This window comes from Pseudomonas sp. PDM22 (genome assembly GCF_014851965.1).
GTDB lineage: Bacteria > Pseudomonadota > Gammaproteobacteria > Pseudomonadales > Pseudomonadaceae > Pseudomonas.
The window spans coordinates 717910-738438 of sequence record NZ_JACVAR010000001.1; the positions used below are offsets into that span (position 1 = coordinate 717910).

General features: G+C 66.1%; 22 protein-coding genes. 10 read left to right on the forward strand and 12 right to left on the reverse strand.

All coding sequences use genetic code 11. The annotated features are described in order from the left end of the window. Window positions 1-20 precede the first annotated feature (20 nt). The 6 genes from IB255_RS03540 to ffh form a co-directional block, all read right to left on the reverse strand. Window positions 21-434, reverse strand: a complete 414-nt coding sequence (locus tag IB255_RS03540) for an acyl-CoA thioesterase (protein ID WP_026079396.1) — start codon at window positions 432-434, stop codon at window positions 21-23. Between the two features lie 159 nt (window positions 435-593). Next, window positions 594-944, reverse strand: coding sequence for a 50S ribosomal protein L19 (rplS, locus tag IB255_RS03545; RefSeq protein WP_017522234.1), 351 nt, complete (start codon window positions 942-944; stop codon window positions 594-596). Between the two features lie 43 nt (window positions 945-987). Next, the gene (gene trmD, locus IB255_RS03550; protein WP_152225264.1) at window positions 988-1731 is read right to left on the reverse strand and encodes a tRNA (guanosine(37)-N1)-methyltransferase TrmD; all 744 of its coding nucleotides are present in this window, start codon (window positions 1729-1731) and stop codon (window positions 988-990) included. Window positions 1732-1757: 26 nt separating this feature from the next. After that, window positions 1758-2294 carry a ribosome maturation factor RimM gene (rimM, locus tag IB255_RS03555; protein WP_081515912.1) on the reverse strand — a complete coding sequence of 179 codons (537 nt, stop codon included), beginning with the start codon at window positions 2292-2294 and terminating at the stop codon, window positions 1758-1760. A gap of 5 nt (window positions 2295-2299) precedes the next feature. Then, window positions 2300-2548: a 30S ribosomal protein S16 gene (rpsP, locus tag IB255_RS03560; RefSeq protein ID WP_081515913.1), complete on the reverse strand. Its 249-nt coding sequence runs from the start codon at window positions 2546-2548 to the stop codon at window positions 2300-2302. A gap of 144 nt (window positions 2549-2692) precedes the next feature. After that, the gene (gene ffh / locus IB255_RS03565; protein ID WP_081515914.1) at window positions 2693-4066 is read right to left on the reverse strand and encodes a signal recognition particle protein; all 1374 of its coding nucleotides are present in this window, start codon (window positions 4064-4066) and stop codon (window positions 2693-2695) included. Between the two features lie 222 nt (window positions 4067-4288). Here ffh and IB255_RS03570 point away from each other — a divergent pair, with 222 nt between their 5' ends. The 3 genes from IB255_RS03570 to IB255_RS03580 all read left to right on the forward strand — a co-directional run bounded on the left by IB255_RS03570 (window position 4289) and on the right by IB255_RS03580 (window position 8025). Beyond that, window positions 4289-5089, forward strand: coding sequence for an inner membrane protein YpjD (locus IB255_RS03570; protein ID WP_081515915.1), 801 nt, complete (start codon window positions 4289-4291; stop codon window positions 5087-5089). Between the two features lie 42 nt (window positions 5090-5131). Then, complete coding sequence (locus tag IB255_RS03575; RefSeq protein WP_081515916.1) at window positions 5132-6427, forward strand: HlyC/CorC family transporter; 1296 nt, start codon at window positions 5132-5134, stop codon at window positions 6425-6427. Window positions 6428-6711: 284 nt separating this feature from the next. After that, window positions 6712-8025 carry an MFS transporter gene (locus tag IB255_RS03580; RefSeq protein WP_151188068.1) on the forward strand — a complete coding sequence of 438 codons (1314 nt, stop codon included), beginning with the start codon at window positions 6712-6714 and terminating at the stop codon, window positions 8023-8025. Between the two features lie 134 nt (window positions 8026-8159). Here IB255_RS03580 and IB255_RS03585 read toward each other — a convergent pair whose 3' ends face one another. From IB255_RS03585 to IB255_RS03605, 5 genes are read right to left on the reverse strand one after another with little or no spacing between them, the layout of a single operon-like run. Continuing rightward, a complete protein-coding gene (locus IB255_RS03585; RefSeq protein ID WP_081515918.1) occupies window positions 8160-8888 on the reverse strand; it encodes an SGNH/GDSL hydrolase family protein in 729 nt (242 codons plus the stop codon). Beyond that, a complete protein-coding gene (gene purT / locus IB255_RS03590; protein ID WP_081515919.1) occupies window positions 8885-10066 on the reverse strand; it encodes a formate-dependent phosphoribosylglycinamide formyltransferase in 1182 nt (393 codons plus the stop codon). The genes IB255_RS03585 and purT overlap by 4 nt, the downstream gene beginning before the upstream one ends. Window positions 10067-10124: 58 nt before the next feature. Further along, a complete protein-coding gene (locus tag IB255_RS03595; protein ID WP_081515920.1) occupies window positions 10125-10313 on the reverse strand; it encodes a DUF1289 domain-containing protein in 189 nt (62 codons plus the stop codon). Next, on the reverse strand, window positions 10306-10833 hold the full coding sequence (locus tag IB255_RS03600; RefSeq protein WP_151188070.1) for a gamma carbonic anhydrase family protein: 528 nt from the start codon (window positions 10831-10833) through the stop codon (window positions 10306-10308). Before IB255_RS03600 ends, IB255_RS03595 begins: the two co-directional genes overlap by 8 nt. A gap of 41 nt (window positions 10834-10874) precedes the next feature. Then, entirely contained in the window at window positions 10875-11471 is a 597-nt protein-coding gene (locus IB255_RS03605; protein ID WP_081516425.1) for an NUDIX hydrolase, read from the reverse strand. A gap of 135 nt (window positions 11472-11606) precedes the next feature. On the opposite strand from IB255_RS03605, the gene IB255_RS03610 reads away from it, so the two are divergent. The 7 genes from IB255_RS03610 to nagE all read left to right on the forward strand — a co-directional run bounded on the left by IB255_RS03610 (window position 11607) and on the right by nagE (window position 20162). After that, window positions 11607-12158, forward strand: coding sequence for an NUDIX hydrolase (locus IB255_RS03610; protein WP_192209807.1), 552 nt, complete (start codon window positions 11607-11609; stop codon window positions 12156-12158). A 53-nt stretch (window positions 12159-12211) separates the two neighbouring features. Further along, window positions 12212-12712, forward strand: a complete 501-nt coding sequence (locus tag IB255_RS03615) for a L,D-transpeptidase family protein (RefSeq protein WP_081515923.1) — start codon at window positions 12212-12214, stop codon at window positions 12710-12712. A 248-nt stretch (window positions 12713-12960) separates the two neighbouring features. After that, complete coding sequence (locus IB255_RS03620; protein ID WP_192209808.1) at window positions 12961-13722, forward strand: GntR family transcriptional regulator; 762 nt, start codon at window positions 12961-12963, stop codon at window positions 13720-13722. A 15-nt stretch (window positions 13723-13737) separates the two neighbouring features. Next, window positions 13738-14844, forward strand: coding sequence for an N-acetylglucosamine-6-phosphate deacetylase (gene nagA, locus IB255_RS03625; RefSeq protein WP_192209809.1), 1107 nt, complete (start codon window positions 13738-13740; stop codon window positions 14842-14844). Further along, the gene (locus IB255_RS03630; RefSeq protein ID WP_192209810.1) at window positions 14825-15847 is read left to right on the forward strand and encodes an SIS domain-containing protein; all 1023 of its coding nucleotides are present in this window, start codon (window positions 14825-14827) and stop codon (window positions 15845-15847) included. The genes nagA and IB255_RS03630 overlap by 20 nt, the downstream gene beginning before the upstream one ends. Window positions 15848-15858: 11 nt before the next feature. Beyond that, complete coding sequence (ptsP, locus tag IB255_RS03635) at window positions 15859-18372, forward strand: phosphoenolpyruvate--protein phosphotransferase (RefSeq protein WP_192209811.1); 2514 nt, start codon at window positions 15859-15861, stop codon at window positions 18370-18372. 131 nt (window positions 18373-18503) lie between these two features. Next, on the forward strand, window positions 18504-20162 hold the full coding sequence (gene nagE, locus IB255_RS03640; RefSeq protein ID WP_412548108.1) for an N-acetylglucosamine-specific PTS transporter subunit IIBC: 1659 nt from the start codon (window positions 18504-18506) through the stop codon (window positions 20160-20162). A 44-nt stretch (window positions 20163-20206) separates the two neighbouring features. On the opposite strand, the gene IB255_RS03645 is transcribed toward nagE, so the two are convergent. Further along, on the reverse strand, window positions 20207-20524 hold the full coding sequence (locus IB255_RS03645; protein WP_045210478.1) for a YqfO family protein: 318 nt from the start codon (window positions 20522-20524) through the stop codon (window positions 20207-20209). Between the last annotated feature and the right edge of the window lie 5 nt (window positions 20525-20529).

The window sequence follows — 20529 nt, forward strand, 5'->3', positions numbered from 1 at the left end:
CGCGGGCGCCTTCTTGCGTTTCAGGCCTCGAAGCCGGGCAGGACCGGCACCGGACGCTTCTCGTCGTCGATGGCGACGAAGCTGAAGAGCCCGTGGATGGCCTTCTCGCGGCCGTCGGCGGACATGCTCTCGACGAACACTTCCACCTCGACCTTCAGGCTGGTGTTGCCGACCTTCACTACCCGGCCGATCAGCTCGACGATGGAGCCGGCGGGAATCGGGTGCTTGAAGTCGATGCGGTCGGTGGACACGGTCACCAGCGGCAGACGGCAGAAGCGCGTCGCGGCGATGAACGAGACTTCGTCCATCCAGGCCAGGGCGGTGCCGCCGAACAGGGTGTTGTGGTGGTTGGTGGTGGGCGGGAAGATCGCCTTGGTCACGCGGGTTTCGGAAAGCTCCGTACGACGGAGGATTTCCTGTTCTCTGGGGCTCATGCCACTGCTACCTGATGCAATGAGGGTGGCTGCCGGTACTGCGGATGTTGTGCTTCTAATGCGCTGACGAAGGCAGGAGGAACGCCGGATTACGGGAGGAAAAATCCGGGCAAGAAAAAAGCAGCCCGTGGGCTGCTTTTTTCGGGAACAACCGGCGAATTAGGCCAGTTTTTCCTTGATACGAGCTGCCTTGCCGGACAGTTCGCGGAGGTAGTACAGCTTGGCCTTGCGCACGTCGCCGCGACGCTTGACGGAGATGCTGTCAACCAGCGGGCTGTAGGTCTGGAAGGTACGCTCTACGCCTACGCCGTTGGAGATCTTGCGAACGGTGAAAGCACTGTTCAGGCCGCGGTTACGCTTGCCGATGACAACGCCTTCGAAGGCCTGCAGACGCTGACGGTCGCCTTCCTTCACTTTAACCTGGACGATTACGGTGTCGCCGGGGGCGAACGCCGGAATCTCTTTGCTCATCTGTTCAGCTTCGATCTGCTGAATGATCTTGTTGGTCATTTCGTGCTCCTAAGACCTGCGCTCGGCGCGGGCCATCGATACGTTAACTATCGTTCCGCTGGCGGATGTATTCCTCCAGCAGCTTTTTCTCTTCTCCAGAAAGCGAGCGGCAATCCAGAAGATCGGCACGTCGTTCCCAGGTCCTGCCTAAGGACTGCTGCAAACGCCAGCGCCGGATGTGTTCGTGGTTGCCGCTGAGCAGCACCTCAGGAACACGTTTGTCTGCGTACACCTCAGGTCGGGTGTAGTGCGGACAGTCGAGCAGGCCATCCGTGAAGGAGTCCTCCTCGGCGGAGTCCACGTGGCCCAGTGCACCGGGCAACAACCGCGTGACCGCGTCAATCAGCACCATGGCCGGAAGCTCACCCCCGGACAGGACATAATCGCCAACTGACCATTCCTCATCGACATGCTCTTCAATGAAGCGCTCGTCGATGCCTTCGTAACGCCCGGCGATCAGGATCAGTCGTTCCTCGTTCGCCAGCTCTTTCACGGCCGCCTGCGTGAGCTTGCGACCTTGCGGCGAGAGGTAGATCACCTTCGCCGGTCCGCCTGCGGCTTGCCGGGCATCGCCCAGTGCGCCTTCTAGCGGCTTGATTTTCATCACCATGCCGGGACCACCGCCGAAAGGCCTGTCGTCCACCGTCTGGTGACGGTCCTCGGTGTTGCTTCGCGGGTTGAAGCACTGCAGCTGAATCAGCTCCTGCTTGACCGCGCGACTCGTGATGCCATAGTCGCTGATGGCGCGAAACATCTCCGGAAAGATGCTGATCACTCCTATCCACATCGGCTGAGGGCTCTCATCCACAAGGGTTAGAAGTCCGCGTCCCAGTCCACCCGCATCTCGCCGGCTTCCAGGTCCACCGATTGCACGCACTGATCCGTATACGGGAGCAGGCGTTCACGGTCGTCCAGGCTGCCTGCGCAGGGCTTGACTACCATCACATCGTTGGCGCCGGTCTCCAGCATGTGGTCGAGAATCCCGAACAGTTGCCCGTTCTGGTCGATCACCTTGAGACCTTCCAACTGGCTCCAGTAGAACTCGCCATCGTCCAGCACCGGCAGCTCGCTGCGCGGAACCAGGATTTCGAATTCAGCGAAGGTGCGGGCGATCTCGCGATCATCCAGTCCCTTCAGCTTCGCGACCAGGACATTGCCCTGCACGCGACCTTGAACCAGCTCAGCCTGTCGAACCTCGTTGCCACGCTTGAGCGTCCAGCGGCGATAGTCCAGCAGGTTGTCCAACGGATCGGTAAAGGAATACACCTTCACCTCACCACGAATACCGTGCACCGATACGATCTTGCCGAGAACAACCATCTCCTCGGCGGGAGCAGTATTCGTGTTCATCGATCTCAGGCAGCCTTGGCGGCTTCCTTGATCAGCTGAGCAACACGCTCAGACGGTTGAGCGCCTTGGCTCAGCCAGTAGTTCAGACGCTCCTGGTTGACCGAGAACTTGAGCTCAGCGCCAGTGGCGACGGGGTTGAAGAAGCCGACGCGCTCGACGAAACGGCCGTCACGAGCGTTGCGGCTGTTGGTCACGGTCAGGTGATAGAACGGGCGCTTCTTGGAGCCGCCACGAGCCAGACGAATGGTTACCATGCGTACGTTGTTCCTATGGTTTGCTTGCAAAAAAGAAATGCAGCCCTCGGGCACATAGCCCGAAAGGCCGCATATTCTATGAGCTAAAGCCACGCGCCGCAAGCCGCAGCGCGTCCGGCCCGCCAGGCGGCGAGCCGTCTGGCCTCACATCTTGGGCATGCCGCCGGGGAACATGCTCCCCATGCCGCGCATCATCTTGGCCATGCCGCCCTTGGCGGTGACCTTCTTCATCATCTTCTGCATCTGCTTGTGCTGCTTGATGAGGCGACCAACGTCCTGCACCTGGGTACCCGAACCCATGGCGATGCGGCGCTTGCGCGAGCCGCTGATCACTTCCGGATCACGGCGCTCGGCAGGAGTCATGGAGTTGATGATCGCCTCCATCTGCTTGAACTGCTTCTCCGCCGCGTTCTGCGCGTTGCCCATCTGCGACAGGTTGACGCCGCCGAGCATCGGCAGCTTGTCCATGAGGCTGCCCAGGCCGCCCATGTTCTTCATCTGTTGCAGCTGATCGCGGAAGTCTTCCAGGTCGAAGCCCTTGCCCTTCTTGATCTTCTTCGCGAGTTTCTCGGCCTTCTCGCGGTCCATGCTCTGCTCGGCCTGCTCGATCAGGCTGAGCACGTCACCCATGCCAAGGATGCGCGAGGCCACGCGATCGGGGTGGAACGGATCGAGCGCTTCGCTCTTCTCGCCCATGCCGAGGAACTTGATCGGCTTGCCAGTGATGGCGCGCACGGACAGCGCGGCACCGCCGCGGGCGTCGCCATCGACCTTGGTCAGCACCACGCCGGTCAGCGGCAGCGCATCATTGAAGGCCTTGGCGGTGTTGGCGGCGTCCTGGCCGGTCATGGCGTCGACCACGAACAGGGTTTCCACCGGCTTGATCGCCGCATGGACCTGCTTGATCTCGTCCATCATGTCGGCGTCGATGTGCAGACGGCCGGCGGTGTCGACGATCACCACGTCGATGAACTTCAGCTTGGCTTCGCGGATCGCCGCTTCGGCGATGGCGACCGGCTTCTGGCTGGTGTCGGACGGGAAGAAGGTCACGTCCAGATCGTTGGCCAGGGTTTCCAACTGCTTGATCGCTGCCGGGCGATAGACGTCGGCGGATACCAGCAGCACGGACTTCTTCTTGCGCTCTTTAAGGAAGCGCGCCAGCTTGCCGGCAGTGGTGGTCTTGCCCGCGCCCTGCAGGCCGGCCATCAGGATGACCGCCGGCGGAGCGGCAGCAAGGTCGAGGTCCTCGTTGGCCGCGCCCATCAGCTCGACCAGCTCGGCCTGGACGATCTTCACGAAGGCCTGGCCCGGGGTCAGGCTCTTGGAAACTTCGGTACCGACCGCGCGATCCTTGATCTTGGCGACGAAGTCCTTGACCACCGGCAGGGCCACGTCGGCTTCCAGCAGGGCCATCCGCACTTCGCGGAGCGTGTCCTTGATGTTGTCCTCGGTCAGCTTGGCCTTGCCGGTGACGTGGCGCAGCGTTTGCGAGAGGCGATCTGTAAGGTTTTCGAACATGCGCGTTCCTAATCAGGCCCGGTCGGACCAGGGTTTGGCTTGTCAGCAAGCCGCCGATTATAACCAAGTGCGGCCAACGCCAACACCGCCGATGATCCCGATGTGACGGACCGCTTCGCAGGCCAGAAGCGAACTGTTCTCAGCCGCTTTCTAGGCGCGGGCGATCTGTGCCAAACTCACGACCTTTCGGGGTCCCCTTTCGAAGGACTGTTCCAAGGACTTATGCAACCTCTGCTGCCCAGCCTGATCGCCGCCGTCCTTTATATCGGCACCACCGCCTACCAGGGTGCAAGCCTGGCCCGCCGCAACCCGCCGCAGAAACCGCTGCTCCTCCTGCTGGGCCTGGTCGCCCTGCTCTGCCAGGCGTACAGCCTGAGCCAGGAGCTGCTGACGCCCGCGGGCCTGGCGCTGGACTTCTTCAACGCCGCCAGCCTGATCTCCGCCGCGGTTACCGCACTGACCCTGCTGGCGTGCCTGCGCATCCCGGTGCACAACCTGCTGATCTTCCTTTATCCGCTCGGCGCGCTGACCACCCTGCTGGCCGTGCTGATGCCCCACGGCACCATCGAGCCGATCAACGAGCAGCCCGGCATCCTCGCCCACATCCTGCTGTCGATCCTGGCCTATGGCCTGCTGACCATCGCCGTGGTCCAGGCGCTGCTCCTGCTGGTTCAGGACCATCAGCTCAAGCACAAGCACCCGTCGGGCCTGATCCGCAACTTCCCGCCGCTGCAGACCATGGAAAGCCTGCTCTTCGGCTTCCTCTGGGGCGGCTGGTCGCTGCTCTCGCTGTCGCTGATTTCCGGCTGGCTGTTCGTCGACAACCTGTTCGCCCAGCACCTGGCGCACAAGACCATCCTCTCCTGCTTCGCCTGGGTGGTATTCGGCGTACTGCTGTGGGGCCGCCACCAGCTCGGCTGGCGCGGCCACAAGGCGATCCGCTGGACCCTCGCGGGTTTCTGCCTGCTGATGCTGGCCTACTTCGGCAGCAAGCTGGTCAAGGAATTCATCCTGCACATCTGACGCTAACGGCGGCGCCCGAGCGCCGCTGAAGGACCTGCGCGCATGGAAGAGATCCACCCCGGCTACCTGATCGGCCTGCTGGTCTTCCTGATCCTCTGCTCGGCGTTCTTCTCCAGCGTCGAGACCGGCATGCTCAGCCTCGATCGCTACCGCCTGCGCCACCTGTCCAAGAAGGGCAACCGCGGCGCACGACGCACCAGCTGGCTGCTGCTGCGCACCGACCGGCTGCTGGGCACCATCCTGATCGGCAACAACTTCGTCAACATCATCGCCTCGTCCCTGGCGACCCTGCTGGCCCTGCGCCTGTGGGGCGAGGCCGGCGTGGCCATTGCCACCGTGGCACTGACGCTGATCCTGCTGATCTTCGGCGAGATCACCCCCAAGACCTACGCCGCCCTGCGCCCCGAGCGCGTCGCCTTCCCTGCCAGCCTGCCGCTGATCTGGATGCAGAAGCTGTTCAGCCCGCTGCTCTGGCTGATGACCGGCATCAGCAACCTCCTGCTGCGCCTGGGCGGCCTCGACCCGACCCAGCGCGGCAACAAGCCGCTGAGCAATGACGAGCTGCGCAGCGTGGTCACCGACTCCAGCGAGAAGCTCACCAACAACCGCCAGGACATGCTGCTGAGCATCCTCGACCTGGAAAAGATCACGGTGAACGACCTGATGGTGCCGCGCAACGAAGTCCAGGGCATCGACCTGGACGACGAGCTGGAAACCATCATCGGCCAGCTGCGCAACACCACCCACACCCGCCTGCCTGTGTTCCGCAACGACATCAACCAGGTCGAGGGCGTGGTGCACATGCGCCAGATCGCCCGCCTGCTGACCCACAACCAGTTGACCAAGGAAAGCCTCAAGGCCGCGTGCCTGGAGCCCTACTTCGTGCCCGAGAGCACGCCGCTGTCGACCCAGCTGATCAATTTCCAGAAGCAGAAGCGGCGCATCGGCATCGTCGTCGACGAGTACGGCGAGGTGATCGGCATCATCACCCTGGAAGACATCCTCGAAGAAATCGTCGGCGAGTTCAGCAACCAGAACACCCTGCGCAACCCGGACATCCATCCCCAGGCTGACGGCACCTACGTCATCGACGGCTCGGCCAACCTGCGCGACGTCAACCGCGCCCTGGGCTGGCAACTGCCCAGCGACGGACCCAAGACCCTCAACGGCCTGGTCACCGAAGCGCTGGAGCAGATACCCGACTGCGCGGTGTGCCTGAAGATCGGCCGCTACCGCCTGGAAATCCTCCAGTCCGGCGAAAACCGGGTGAAAAGCGTGCGCGCCTGGTTGCCCGGCGCGCCGCCCAGGGAAGCTCCCTACACCGACGAGCTTGCCTGAGCCGCCCCGCCCGCCCCTATAATCCGGACGGCTTACCCAGCCTCCCGCCTGCGCCCGCCGTTACCCGCGACGCCGCGCCGGCCAGTCAATCGCACGCCCCGCCGAGCCTCGACCCGCGTCGTTGCCTTGCGAAGCAGCCGGCCTCGCCCTGACCCGCCGCGAGCCGCGCCCACCCTGCCCCGATCCCGGGCCGCGCTCGCACTCGCGCCATGGCGATGCCTCCTATGACGCTGGACACGACCAGAGAGTCGTCGCCAGCCGTGACTGCCAGGGATAATCCCCGTATGACCAGCGCCACCCTCGAAGCCGCACAACCGGCCGAACAGACCAACTCCACCACCCGCGTCGCGGTCGCCAGCTTCATCGGCACCGCCATCGAGTTCTACGACTTCTACGTCTACGCCACCGCCGCCGCGCTGGTGATCGGCCCGGTGTTCTTCCCGCAGACCTCCGGCACCGCCCAGGCGCTCAGCGCCTTCATCACTTTCGGTATCGCCTTCCTTGCCCGCCCGCTGGGCTCGGCGCTGTTCGGCCACTTCGGCGATCGCATCGGGCGCAAATCGACCCTGGTGGCCTCGCTGCTGCTGATGGGCATTTCTACCACCCTGATCGGCCTGCTGCCGGGCTACGACAGCATTGGCGCCTGGGCGCCGATCCTGCTCTGCGTGCTGCGCTTCGGCCAGGGCCTCGGGCTGGGTGGCGAATGGGGCGGCGCGGCGCTGCTGGCCACGGAAAACGCGCCCAAGGGCCGCCGCGCCTGGTTCGGCATGTTCCCGCAGATGGGCCCGTCGATCGGCTTTCTCGCCGCCAACGGCCTGTTCCTCTGCCTGGCCATGTTCCTCAGCGAAGAACAGTTCCGTTCCTGGGGCTGGCGCATCCCGTTCGTGCTCAGTGCCGTGCTGGTCTTGGTCGGCCTGTACGTGCGCCTGAAGCTGGTAGAAACGCCAGTGTTCGCCAAGGCCATGGAACGCCACGAGCGCTCCAGCCTGCCGATCGCCGAACTGCTGAGCAAACACTGGCGGCCGACCCTGCTGGGCGCCCTGGCGATGGTGGTGTGTTACGCCCTCTTCTACATCTCCACGGTGTTCTCGCTGAGCTACGGCGTCAGTACCCTGGGCTACAGCCGCGAGGACTTCCTCGGCCTGCTGTGCATTGCCGTGCTCTTCATGGCCGCCGCCACGCCGGTCTCCGCCTGGCTGAGCGACCGCTTCGGGCGCAAGCCGGTGCTGATCGTCGGCACCCTCGCCGCCATCGCCTCGGGCTTCGCCATGGAGCCGCTGCTGAGCCAGGGTTCGTCGGTGGAAGTGGCCGTGTTCCTGTCGCTGGAACTGTTCCTCATGGGCGTGACATTCGCCCCCATGGGCGCACTCCTACCGGAACTCTTCCCGACCCACGTGCGCTACACCGGCGCTTCCGCGGCCTACAACCTGGGTGGCATCCTCGGTGCCTCGGTGGCGCCGTACATCGCGCAGAAACTGGTTGGCATGGGTGGATTGAGCTGGGTGGGCGGTTACGTGTCGGTCGCGGCAGCACTCAGCCTGCTGGCCGTGCTGTGCCTGCGCGAGACCCGCGAGGCTGACCTGAACGATATCCGCTGAGCCGGTAACCAGCGGATAACCGGAAACGGATTCGGCTGCCAAGGCAGCGGAATCCGTTGTTCCCGGTGATGATGGAACCTGGCGCCAACGCTGGCCCTGCCAGCGGTTCGCGGGCGTGGCCCGCTCCTACAGGGTCAGCGTTGGGCAACCAGCCACTCCGCCAGATGCTCGCCCCAGACCTGGTAGCCCAGCGCCGACGGGTGATAGCCATCGATGGCGAGGAACTGCGGCTGCATCTCCAGGCTCACCCCGCAATAGCCCGCCCCCTGCGCCAGCGCCAGAGCACTGAGCTGGCGATCCAGCAGCATCGCGCGCCACCCCAGCAACTGCCGCAACAACCAGGGCAAGGCCGTGAAGTGCTGCAACGGCGGCACCGCCGTGCACACCACCCGCGCGCCGCGGCGACGGAAGTGCTCGATCAATTGCCCGAGGGAGGCCTGCCAACGCTGGCGAGAGCTGAAGTGCGTGGTGTCGTTGACGCCGAAGACCAGCGCCACGAGGTCGTAGTCTTCTGCGACTACCAACGGCAGCAGGCGTTCGCAGGCTTCGCCGGCGGTGATGCCGTTCTCCCCCACCGCACGCCAGGCGACGGGCCGCTGGAGACGAGCGGAGAGCGCCAGGGCCAGCCGGCCGGCCAACGCGAAATCCAGGCAGGACGCGCCAACACCGGCGACGGTGGATTCACCCAGCAGCAACAGACGAAAGGGGTCGCCGGCAAGTTCCGCCCCTGCGATGCCTTCGCAGACGCCGGCGGCGGGTGCCAGGCGCAAGGCCGTGCGCCGCGTACGCACGGCCATGGGCAGGGCCAGCGGCAGCAGCGGCAACGCCGCTGCCCACCACATCAGCCCCGCCCAGCGGCTCACAGCTCGACTTTGACCGCCTGGGCCGAACGAGTGGCCTTGGCGCGCGCGGCGTCGATCGATTCGTCGCGCGCCAGGGCGACGCCCATGCGGCGCTGGCCGTCCACTTCCGGCTTGCCGAACAGGCGCAGCGCAGTGTCCGGCTCGCTCAGCGCGGCGCCGAGGTTGCCGAAGGACACCTGCTGCGACTTGCCTTCCACCAGGATCACCGCCGAGGCGGAGTCGCCCAGTTGGCGGATCACCGGGATCGGCAGGCCGAGGATGGCACGGGCGTGCAGGGCGAACTCGGAGAGGTCCTGGGAAATAAGAGTGACCAGGCCGGTATCGTGAGGGCGCGGGGAGACTTCGCTGAACCACACTTCATCGCCTTTCACGAACAGCTCGACGCCGAACAGGCCACGACCGCCGAGGGCTTCGGTGACCGACCTGGCCACGCGCTCGGACTCGGCGAGCGCCTTCGGGCTCATCGCCTGGGGCTGCCAGGACTCGTGGTAGTCGCCCTTCACCTGGCGGTGGCCGATGGGTGCGCAGAAGGTGGTGCCGCCGATGTGGCGGACGGTCAGCAGGGTGATTTCGTAGTCGAAGTCGATGAAGCCTTCGACGATGACGCGGCCCTTGCCGGCGCGGCCGCCTTCCTGGGCGTAATCCCAGGCGGTCTTCAGGTCGGCGTCGGACTTGAGCACGCTCTGGCCCTTGCCCGAGGAGCTCATGATCGGCTTCACCACGCACGGATAGCCCACGGCGGCGACACCAGCGGCGTAGTCCTCGTAGGTGTCGGCGAAGTGGTAGGGCGAGGTCGGCAGACCCAGCTCTTCGGCGGCCAGGCGGCGGATGCCCTCGCGGTTCATGGTCAGCTGAGCGGCACGGGCGGTGGGGATGACGGTGTAGCCTTCGTTCTCCAGCTCGACCAGGGTCGCAGTGGCGATGGCTTCGATCTCCGGCACGATGTAGTGCGGCTTTTCCTGCTCGATCACCGCGCGCAGGGCGACACCGTCGAGCATGCTGATCACGTGGCTGCGGTGCGCGACCTGCATCGCCGGCGCGTTCTCGTAGCGGTCGACGGCGATCACTTCACAGCCCAGGCGCTGCAGCTCGATCGCCACTTCCTTGCCCAGCTCGCCGGAGCCACAGAGCAGTACGCGGGTCGCGCTCGGCGACAGGGGAGTTCCAATACGGGGCATTGCGGGAAACCTCGGGAAGGGAAAGTTCGAAACGGGAAAACGTTCGGGCGTGGCGGTTCTAGACCAGTACGCCCTGCTCGCGGGCGCGCTGGTCGCAACGCTTCAGCACCTCGCGGCGCTCGGCGTTGTCCATCAGGCCCCAGCGGGTGATTTCGGCGGCGCTGCGCTGGCAGCCCAGACAGATGTCGGCGTCGTCCAGCGCGCAGACGTGCACGCAGGGCGAGGCGACGGGACGTTCTTCAGTCATCTTCCTGCTCGGCCAGGTCGCGGGCGTAGCGCTGCGCGTTGTGGACGTAATGGGCGGCGCTGGCTTCGAGCATCTTCTTTTGCGGCTCGGTCAGCTCGCGCACCACCTTGCCGGGGGAACCCATGACCAGGGAGCCGTCGGGAATTTCCTTGCCCTCGGGGATCAGCGCGTTGGCGCCGATGATGCAGTACTTGCCGATCTTCGCGCCGTTGAGGATCACCGCGTTGATGCCGATGAGGCTGTAATCACCCACGGTGCAGCCGTGCAGCATGGCGTTGTGGCCGATGGTCACGCCTTTGCCCAGGGTCAGCGGGAAGCCCATGTCAGTGTGCATGACGGTGCCGTCCTGCACGTTGCTGTGCTCGCCGATGTGGATCAGCTCGTTGTCGCCGCGCAGCACGGCGTTGAACCACACGCTGGCGCCGGCATCGAGACGCACCTTGCCGACCACCATGGCGTTGGGGGCGATCCAGCTTTCCGGATGGGTTTCGACTCGGGACGAGCCCAGGCGGTACTTCATGGGTTTCTCCTCAGGCGGGGGCCGCTCTTGATTATCGGTTCTCAGCTCAGCTTGATGAACTTCGACGGCGGCTGGTGCAGGTCGATGCGAGCGTCGTACAGCAGGTTCAGCAGCTCGACCAGCATGATCGCGGACAGGCCCCAGATCTTGTACCCCTCGAACAGATAGCTCGGGACGTACCAGCTGCGGCCGAAATAATCGATGCGGTGGGTGGTTTCCCGCGGGTCGCCGCGGAAGAACTCCAGCGGCACCTTGAACACGGCGTCGATCTCGCCGTCGTTGGGGCGGTACTCCACGAAATCGGGGACGAAGCCGACGAATGGCTTGACCAGGATACCGTGCCGCGACACCAGGGTGCTCAACGGCCCGACGACCTCCACCAGTCCCGGTGGCAGGGCGATTTCCTCGTGGGCCTCGCGCAGGGCGGTGTGGATCAGGTCCACGTCCTCCGGGTCGCGACGTCCACCGGGGAAGGCGACTTCGCCGCTATGGGTCGAAAGCCCGGTCGCGCGCAGGGTGAGCACGAGCTCTTCCTGGGGAGTGATGGGGAGCAGGACCGCCGCTTCCGGGAAGCTGTGGTCCGTTTCAAGGTCGCTTGGCGTGTGCGTCTGTATGCGTTGGCGCAGCTGGTCCAGCATGCCGAACATCCTGCGGGGGCCGATTCTTCTAATTGAAGGATCATGGCACGAAAGACGCCCCTGCCCAACCCCCGCCCCTTGCTGGGCGCACCGCGCAGCGCGCAAGATTGTTCCATTCAATAACAAGGAAGCGGCATGAAATTCTGCAGCCAGTGCGGCGCCAGCGTGAGCCTGCGCATCCCCTGCGGCGACAACCGCCCGCGCTTCGTCTGCGACCAGTGCCAGACCGTGCATTACCAGAACCCGCGCATCGTCGCCGGCTGCCTGCCGGTCTGGGAGGGCAGGATCCTCCTCTGCCGCCGCGCCATTCAGCCGCGCCAGGGCTTCTGGACGCTGCCGGCAGGCTTCATGGAGAACGGCGAGACCCTGGAACAGGCCGCCGCCCGCGAGACCCTCGAAGAGGCCAATGCCCGCGTCCACGGCCTGCAGCTTTATACGGTCTTTGATCTGCCGCATATCAGCCAGGTTTATATCTTCTTCCGCGCGGAGCTGGCCGACCTGGACTTCTCCGCGGGCGAGGAAAGCCTGGAGGTACAACTCTTCGAAGAATCCGACATTCCGTGGGACGAGCTGGCTTTCCCCACCGTGGGCCGTACCTTAGAATATTTCCTGACGGATCGGATCGTTCAGAACTTCCCGATACGCAATGAAGGGATTCTCCCAATGCTTGCACAGAAAAAGAACTAATAAGCTCATATACCGCCTCTAAGGCTTTAGGAACTACCGGGGAACACCACTCGATGCGCTGGTTGATTGCCGTACTTTGTCTGACCTTCGCAGCGTTCTCGCATGCCAACGCGATGCCCACGCTCGACGGTCGTATCGACAAGATTCTCGTGCTCAAGTCCGAGCGCAAACTGAACCTCATCAGCAACGGCAAGGTTCTCAAGAGCTATCGCGTGTCCCTGGGCAAGCGCCCGCAGGGGCCGAAGCTGGCCGAGGGCGACAACCGCACGCCGGAAGGCTTCTACTGGGTCGACTGGCGCAAGACCAGCGACAAGTACAACCTCTCCATGCACATCTCCTACCCCAATGCCCGCGACGTGGCCAAGGCGCGGGAAAAGAGCCTGTCGCCCGGCGGCATGATCATGATCCATGGCACGCCGATGGATGACGACTACCCGGAGTGGTACTTCTCGACCCTGGACTGGACCAATGGCTGCATCGCCATGACCAACGCCGACATGCGCGAGGTCTGGAGTCTGGTCAAGGACGGCACGCTGATCGAGATCCGCCCCTGACGCGACCACACTGATACCAGTGCTCGTCTGAAACGCCGCCACGGTCCTGCCCTGGCGGCGTTTTTCGTTGTGCGGCCGGCACTGCTTCCGACCTGCGCAAGCCTTTCTCCATCCACTCTGCAGACTTTTCGCCGATTGCGACGGGGGCTGCAGTTCGTCGGCTGACGCCTGGTGATCGGCGAGGTGGCGTTGACGTGGTATCTAAGTGGTATTAGCGTAAATTCCACTACCTCGCCAACGAGCCGATCATGACCCGCCAGCCCACCCAGATCAGCGCCGAGCAACGCCTGCAGGCACTGCGGCCGGACGAGACCCTGTCCACCCCGCTCTACCTGCAGCTGGCCCGCAGCCTGGAGACCGCCATCCACGCCGGCCACTGGCGCGCCGAGGAGGCCCTGCCTTCCGAGCGCCACCTCAGCGAATACCTGGGTCTGTCACGGGTCACCGCGCGCAAGGCGCTGGAGGTCCTGCTGGAGCAGGGGCTGGTGCACCGCATCCAGGGCTCCGGCACCTTCATCACGCCGCGCCTTGAGCAGCCGCTGTCGCGCCTCTCCAGCTTCAGCGAAATGCTCCGCCTCAAGGGCTTCACCCCCAGTTCCACCTGGCTGGAACGCGAGATCAGCCTGCCGACCCACGAAGAAGTGCTCCGCCTGGGCCTGTCGCCGACCGAGAAGGTCGTGCGCATGAAGCGCCTGCGCAAGGCCGACGGCGTGGTCATGGCCATCGAACAGAGCAGCCTGCCGGCGCGCCTGCTCGGCGACCCGGCGACGGTCGGCGACTCCCTCTATGCCCACCTGGACGCCATCGGCCGCCCGGTGGTCCGCGCCCTGCAACACGTGCAGGCGGTCAACGCCTCCGTCGAGGAAGCCGCGCTGGTGGGCATCCGGCCCGGTACCGCGATGCTGCTGATGACCCGTATCGGCTACCTCGAAGACAACACCGCCATCGAGCTGACCGACACCTACTGCCGCAACGACTACTACGACTTCGTCGCCGAACTGCGGCGCTGACCCGGGAAGACTCCGATGCTCGAAGGCAACATCCTCACCCCCCAGGGCTGGATCGTGGGCCACCTGCACCTGCAGGAAGGCCGCATCCAGCGTATCGAAGGCTCGCTCGGCGATCCCTCGCACAACGACCTGCCCTACCTGCTGCCCGGCTTCATCGACCTGCATGTCCACGGCGGCGGCGGCCACGACATCATGGAAGGCGCCAGCGCCTTTGCCGCCATTGCCCGCACGCACCTGCGCTTCGGTACCACTTCGCTGCTCGCCACCACCATGACGGCGCCGCGGGACGAGATCGCCGGCGTGCTCGGCGCGCTGGGCGACTACTGCCAGGCTCCACGCGGCAAGGCCGCACGCGTGCTGGGCGTGCACCTGGAAGGCCCGTTCATCAACTCCGGCAAGCTCGGTGCGCAACCCAACTTCGCCCATGCCGCCGCGCTCGACGAAGTGGATGAGTTCCTGCGCCTTGCGCCTATCCGGGTCATCACCATCGCCCCGGAAATCGCCGGCCACCTGCCGCTGATCAGCGCACTGGTCGAGCGCGGCGTGCGCCTGCAGATCGGCCACACGCTGGGCAGCTACGAGGATGGCGTGGCCGCCATGGAGGCCGGCGCCACCAGCTTCACTCACCTGTACAACGCCATGACCGGCCTGCACCACCGCGAACCCGGCATGGTCGGCGCCGCATTGGCCCACGCGCGGTTCGCCGAGCTGATTCCCGACCTGCTGCACGTGCACCCCGGCGCGATCAAGGTCGCCCTGCGCTCGATCCCGTGCCTGTACTGCGTGACCGACTCCACCGCCGCCGCCGGCATGCCCGACGGCGAATACAAGCTGGGCAGCCACACCGTCACCAAGTGCCTGGGCGGCGTACGCCTGCCCGACGGCACCCTGGCCGGCAGCACGCTGACCATGGATCAGGCGCTGCGCAACCTGGTGAAGATCGGCCTGCCCATCGCCGAGGCCTCCCAGCGTCTCTCGCAGTTCCCCGCCGATTACCTGGGGCTGGCCGAGCGTGGTCGCCTCACCCCCGGAGCCTGGGCCGACATCGTGCGCCTGGACCGTTCCCTGACCCTCGAGACCGTCTGGGTCGAAGGAGACCAGTTTGACCTCGCTGATGCTTGAAGAAGCACTGTCCGCCGCCGACGTGGTTGCGCGCCAGCTCACCGTACTGGACCGCAGCCTGCCGGAGCTCGGCGAGCGCCTGCGCGCTGTCGCACCGAAGCTGGCGATGACGGTCGCCCGTGGCAGCTCCGACCATGCCGCCAGCTACTTCGCCTACCTGACCATGCAGCATGCCGGCCTGCCGGTGGCCTCGCTGCCGATGTCGGTGGTGACTTTGCGTCAGGCGCCGCTGCAGGTGGACGGCCAGGTCGCCTTCGCCTTCTCCCAGTCCGGCCAGAGCCCCGACCTGGTCGACACCCTGAGCCGCCTGCGCGAGCGCGGCGCCCTCAGCGTTGCCCTGGTGAACGCCGAGAACTCCCCGCTGCAAGCTGCCGCCGAGTTCACCGTGCCGCTGTGTGCCGGCCCCGAACGCAGTGTCGCCGCCACCAAGAGCTTCATCGCCACCCTCAGCGCGTCCACCCGTCTGCTGGCCCATTGGCAGCGCGACCAGGCGCTGCTCGAAGCGGGAGCCGGGCTTGCCGCCGACCTCCGGCGCGCCGCGGCGCTCGACTGGACGCCAGCCGTCGAAGCCCTGCGCGACGGCGAGCGGCTGATGGTGATCGGTCGCGGTACCGGCTTCGCCGTGGCCCAGGAGGCCGCGCTGAAATTCAAGGAAACCTCGGCGATCCAGGCCGAGGCCTTCAGCAGCGCCGAAGTCCGCCACGGCCCGATGGCCCTGGTGGACGAGCACTACCCGCTGCTCATCCTCGCCCCGCGCGGCCCCGAGCAGGCCGGCCTGCTGGCCCTGGCCGAGGACATGCGCCAGCGTGGCGCGCGCGTCCTGCTGGCCGCCCCGGACGATGTCGCCGGGCGTGACCTGCCGCTCGTAACCGCCGCCCACCCGGCGCTGGACCCGATCCTGGCGATCCAGAGCTTCTACGTCATGGCCGCCAGCTTGTCCGAAGCACGCGGCATGAACCCGGACCAGCCGCGGCACCTGAGCAAGGTCACCCGCACCCACTGAGCGCAGCCACCATGAACAACAACAATCTGGCCCTCAAAGCCCCCCTGAGCGGGCCCGTGATGCCGCTCAGCCGGGTCCCCGATCCGGTGTTTTCCAGCGGTGCCATGGGTGATGGGATCGCCATCGACCCGCTGAACGACTGCCTGCACGCGCCCTGCGCCGGTGTGGTCATGCACCTCGCCCGTACCCGCCATGCCGTGACCCTGAAGGCCGACAACGGTGCCGAGCTGCTGTTGCACCTGGGCCTGGACACCGTCCAGCTGCAGGGCGAGGGTTTCGAAGCGCTGGTGCGGGAAGGTGAGCGGGTCAGCGAAGGTCAACCGCTGCTGCGCTTCGACCTGGACAAGGTAGCGCGCGGCAGCAGGAGCCTGATTACCGTACTGATCGTCACCAATGGCGAAGGCTACGAGCTGCGCCCGCTGACCACCACTTCGGTGGACGTCGGCGCGCCGCTGCTGCAACTCAGCCGGACCGCTACGGCACCCGTGGCCAACGAACAGCACGCTGGCGGCAGTGAAACCCGTGGCCGCGTCCGCGTGGCGCTGCGCGGCGGTCTCCACGCCCGCCCCGCCGCCCTGCTGCGCAAGACCGCCCAGGAGTTCTCCAGCCGCGCCGAACTGCATGTCGGCGGGCGCAGCGCCAGCATCGACAGCCTGGTCGGGGTCATGGGCCTGGGCGTCGCCGAGCAGGACGAAGTGGAAGTGATCTGCCGCGGCCAGGACAGCGAAGCGGCGCTCCACGCCCTGCTGAAAACCCTGGGCACCGCCGATGGCGAACCTCATCCCCTTCCCATCGCCGCCATCCCGGTATCTGCACCGCGGGGCGCGGACGAACCCGGCGTACTGGGCGGCGTCTGCGCAGCCCCTGGCTTGGCCAGCGGCCCGCTGGTGCGCCTGGGCACCATCCAGCTCCCGCAGGACACCGGAGATTCCCGACCGGACGAACAGCACCGCGCACTGGATCAGGCACTGGAGCATGTTCGCGATGACGTTCGCACCACGCTGCAACAGGCCGGGAAACAAGGTCACGCAGACGAGGAAGCGATCTTCTCCGCCCACCTCGCCCTGCTCGAAGACCCCGGCCTGCTGGATGCCGCCGACCTGCTGATCGACCAGCGCATCAGCGCCGCCCACGCCTGGAGCCGCGCCGTGCAGACGCAATGCGGCATTCTGCTGGCGCTGGGCAACCCGCTGCTGGCCGAGCGCGCCAACGACCTGCGTGACCTGGAGAAGCGCGTGCTGCGCGTCCTCCTCGGCAAAGAGGGCGAACAGCCGGTCCCGGCCGGCAGCCTGGTAGCCGCCCATGAAATCACCCCGTCCGACCTCGGCCCGCTGGTGCGTGCCGGCGCTGCCGGCCTGTGCATGGCCGAAGGCGGCGCCACCTCCCATGTCGCCATCCTTGCCCGCGCCAAGGGCCTGCCCTGCGTAGTCGCCCTCGGCCCGCAAGTGCTGGAACTGGAAGAAGGCCGAACGCTGGTGCTGGATGCCGATCATGGCCGACTGGAATACAGCCCCAGCGCCGAACGGATCGCCCAGGTCGCGGCCCAGCGTGAACAACGCGAGCAGACCCGCGAACGCCAGCGCGTGCAGGCCCAGCAACCGGCCGTGACCCGCGACTGCAAGTCCATCGAGGTCGGCGCCAACGTCGCCAACCCGGAAGAAGCGGCCGAAGCCTTCGTCGCCGGAGCCGACGGCGTCGGCCTGCTGCGTACCGAGTTCCTCTTTCTCGACCGCCAGCAGGCGCCGAACGAGCAGGAACAGCAGCGCGCCTACCAGGACGTGCTGGACGCCATGGGCGAGCGGCGGGTGATCATCCGCACCATCGATGTCGGCGGCGACAAGCACCTCGCCTACCTGCCGCTGCCCGCCGAGGAAAATCCGGCCCTGGGCCTGCGCGGTATCCGCCTCGGCCAGGCACTGCCGCAACTGCTCGACCAGCAGTTGCGCGCACTGTTGCAGGTCTCGCCGCTGCACCGCTGCCGCGTGCTGCTGCCCATGGTCAGCGAAGTGGAGGAGCTGATCGCCATCCGCCAGCGCCTGGACCAGTTGGCGCAGGAACTGGGCATCGAGCAACGCCCCGAACTGGGCGTGATGATCGAGGTACCCTCCGCCGCCCTTTTGGCCGACCAACTGGCCGAACACGCCGACTTCCTCTCCATCGGCACCAACGACCTTTCGCAGTACACCCTGGCCATGGACCGCTGCCATGCCGGGCTCGCCGCGCGCATCGATGCACTGCATCCGGCCCTGCTGCGGCTGATCTCCCAGACCTGCGCCGGCGCCGCCCGCCATGGCCGCTGGGTCGGCGTCTGCGGCGCGCTCGCCAGCGAAGTGCTGGCCACGCCGGTGTTGATCGGCCTGGGCGTGCAGGAGCTCTCGGTGAGCCCCGGCCTGGTAGGCGAGATCAAGGCGCGAGTCCGCGAACTCGACGCCGAGGACTGCCGCCAGCGCAGCCAGGAACTGCTGGCCCTGGGCAGCGCCCGAGCCGTGCGGGAAGCCTGCACACGCCTGTGGCCGCAGCCCTGACGCCCCAGAACAAGAATCGGAGTCCCACCATGACCACTGAGCTGATCCAGACCGCACAAGGCCCGCGCCAGCTGCTCGCGCAGTTGTACGGCGGCTTCATCGAAACCCTGCAGCGCCTGGGCCGCGCCCTGATGCTGCCGATCGCCATCCTGCCGATCGCCGGCCTGCTGCTGCGCCTGGGCGACAAGGACCTGCTGAACATCCTGCTGATCCACGATGCCGGCAATGCGATCTTCGCCAACTTGGCGCTGATCTTCGCGATCGGCATCTCCGTCGGCTTCGCCCGCGACAACAACGGCACCGCCGGCCTGGCGGGCGCCGTGGGCTACCTGGTGATGATGTCGACGCTCAACGCCATCGATCCCGGCATCAACATGGGCGTGCTCTCAGGGATCATCAGCGGCCTGGTGGCCGGCGCGCTGTACAACCGCTTCAAGGACATCGCCCTGCCGCAGTACCTGGCGTTCTTCGGCGGCCGGCGCTTCGTGCCCATCGTCACCGGCCTCGCCGCACTGGGCCTGGGCGTGCTGTTCGGGCTGATCTGGCCGCCCATCCAGCAGGTCATCGACGACCTCGGCAACCTGCTGGTGGGCAGCGGCAGCCTCGGCGCCTTCGCCTTCGGCGTGCTCAACCGCCTGCTGATCGTCACCGGCCTGCACCACATCCTCAACAACCTGATGTGGTTCGTCTTCGGCGCCTTCACCGACCCTGAGACCGGCCGGCAGATCACCGGCGACCTCGCCCGCTACTTCGCCGGCGATCCGAAGGGCGGCCAGTTCATGGCCGGCATGTTCCCGGTGATGATGTTCGGCCTGCCGGCGGCGTGCCTGGCGATGTACCGCAACGCCCGCCCGGAGCGACGCAAGCTGGTCGGCGGCCTGCTGCTGTCGATGGCGCTGACCGCCTTCCTCACCGGCGTGACCGAGCCCATCGAGTTCGCCTTCATGTTCCTGGCTCCGCTGCTGTACCTGTTGCACGCGCTGCTGACCGGGCTGTCGATGGCCATCACCGACCTGCTGAACATCCGCCTGGGCTTCACCTTCTCCGGCGGCGCCATCGACCTGGCGCTGGGCTGGGGCAAGTCCACCAACGGCTGGATGCTCTGGCCGCTGGGCCTGTGCTACGCCGCCGCCTACTACTTCGTGTTCGACTTCTGCATCCGGCGCTTCCAGCTGAAGACGCCCGGCCGCGAGGAGATCGACGAGAACACCGACGGCGAGACGGTTTCCAGCCCCTCCGAACAGCGCGCCCCTGCCTTCATCAAAGCGCTGGGCGGTGCCGCCAACCTGGAAGTGGTGGATGCCTGCACCACCCGCCTGCGCCTGAAGCTGACGGACCGCAACAAGGCCTCGGACGCACAGCTCAAGGCGTTGGGCGCCATGGCCGTGGTGCGCCCCGGCAAAGCCGGCAGCCTGCAGGTGGTGGTCGGCCCGGAAGCCGACAGCATCGCCGACGAGATCCGTCGCGCACTGCCGGCAGGCGTCCTGCAGGAGAGTGCAGCCCCATCCATCAGCGAGGATTCGGCCCCGCCGCCGGTAGAGCTCGTCTCGTCCCGGGAAGCTGGCGAATGGCTGCAGGCGCTGGGCGGCCAGGACAACCTGCGCAGTGTGGAGACCGTCGCGCTGACACGCTTGCGGGTGGCGGTGAAGAACGCTGAGCAGTTGCAGCAAGGTCGTCTCGCCGAACTGGGTTGCCAGGGCGTCAGCCAGGTCGCCGAAGGCGTCTATCACCTGTTGGTCGGGGTTCGTGCGGGGGCGTTGGGGCAGTCCTTCGACCGCCTGCGCGGCTGATGGCTGAGCATGAAAAAAGGCGCCTGCGGGCGCCTTTTTTGGGGTCAGAAGACCATGTCCGATAGCCGCCAGACCTCGAAGGCCGGCGTCTCGTACGGGTGGGCCTGCTTGAGGGCCTTTACCGAGTCATGGATCAACTCGTCGGCCACCACCATCTCCACCTTCCATTCGGCGACCTGCTCGACGCTGCCGGCCTGGCCGATGTAGGGGTTGCTGCCCTGCAAGGGGCGAAACTGTCCCTGTCCGAGCGCCTGCCAGCAACAGCTGTCATAGGCACCGATGCGTCCTGCACCGGCGGCGAACACCGCTTTCTTGACCGGTTCCAGATGGCTTTCCGGAACGTAGAAACACAGTTTGTACATCGGAG

Coding starts and splice junctions, on each gene's coding strand:
- purT (WP_081515919.1), bottom strand. CDS start 10,066: ATGCCCCGTATTGGAACTCCCCTGTCGCCGAGCGCGACCCGCGTACTG.
- IB255_RS03570 (WP_081515915.1), top strand. CDS start 4,289: ATGCAACCTCTGCTGCCCAGCCTGATCGCCGCCGTCCTTTATATCGGC.
- IB255_RS03540 (WP_026079396.1), bottom strand. CDS start 434: ATGAGCCCCAGAGAACAGGAAATCCTCCGTCGTACGGAGCTTTCCGAA.
- IB255_RS03600 (WP_151188070.1), bottom strand. CDS start 10,833: ATGAAGTACCGCCTGGGCTCGTCCCGAGTCGAAACCCATCCGGAAAGC.
- nagE (WP_412548108.1), top strand. CDS start 18,504: ATGCTGCCGATCGCCATCCTGCCGATCGCCGGCCTGCTGCTGCGCCTG.
- rpsP (WP_081515913.1), bottom strand. CDS start 2,548: ATGGTAACCATTCGTCTGGCTCGTGGCGGCTCCAAGAAGCGCCCGTTC.
- IB255_RS03620 (WP_192209808.1), top strand. CDS start 12,961: ATGACCCGCCAGCCCACCCAGATCAGCGCCGAGCAACGCCTGCAGGCA.
- rplS (WP_017522234.1), bottom strand. CDS start 944: ATGACCAACAAGATCATTCAGCAGATCGAAGCTGAACAGATGAGCAAA.
- nagA (WP_192209809.1), top strand. CDS start 13,738: ATGCTCGAAGGCAACATCCTCACCCCCCAGGGCTGGATCGTGGGCCAC.
- IB255_RS03595 (WP_081515920.1), bottom strand. CDS start 10,313: ATGACTGAAGAACGTCCCGTCGCCTCGCCCTGCGTGCACGTCTGCGCG.
- IB255_RS03575 (WP_081515916.1), top strand. CDS start 5,132: ATGGAAGAGATCCACCCCGGCTACCTGATCGGCCTGCTGGTCTTCCTG.
- IB255_RS03645 (WP_045210478.1), bottom strand. CDS start 20,524: ATGTACAAACTGTGTTTCTACGTTCCGGAAAGCCATCTGGAACCGGTC.
- rimM (WP_081515912.1), bottom strand. CDS start 2,294: ATGAACACGAATACTGCTCCCGCCGAGGAGATGGTTGTTCTCGGCAAG.
- IB255_RS03610 (WP_192209807.1), top strand. CDS start 11,607: ATGAAATTCTGCAGCCAGTGCGGCGCCAGCGTGAGCCTGCGCATCCCC.
- ptsP (WP_192209811.1), top strand. CDS start 15,859: ATGAACAACAACAATCTGGCCCTCAAAGCCCCCCTGAGCGGGCCCGTG.
- trmD (WP_152225264.1), bottom strand. CDS start 1,731: ATGTGGATAGGAGTGATCAGCATCTTTCCGGAGATGTTTCGCGCCATC.
- ffh (WP_081515914.1), bottom strand. CDS start 4,066: ATGTTCGAAAACCTTACAGATCGCCTCTCGCAAACGCTGCGCCACGTC.
- IB255_RS03615 (WP_081515923.1), top strand. CDS start 12,212: ATGCGCTGGTTGATTGCCGTACTTTGTCTGACCTTCGCAGCGTTCTCG.
- IB255_RS03580 (WP_151188068.1), top strand. CDS start 6,712: ATGACCAGCGCCACCCTCGAAGCCGCACAACCGGCCGAACAGACCAAC.
- IB255_RS03605 (WP_081516425.1), bottom strand. CDS start 11,471: ATGCTGGACCAGCTGCGCCAACGCATACAGACGCACACGCCAAGCGAC.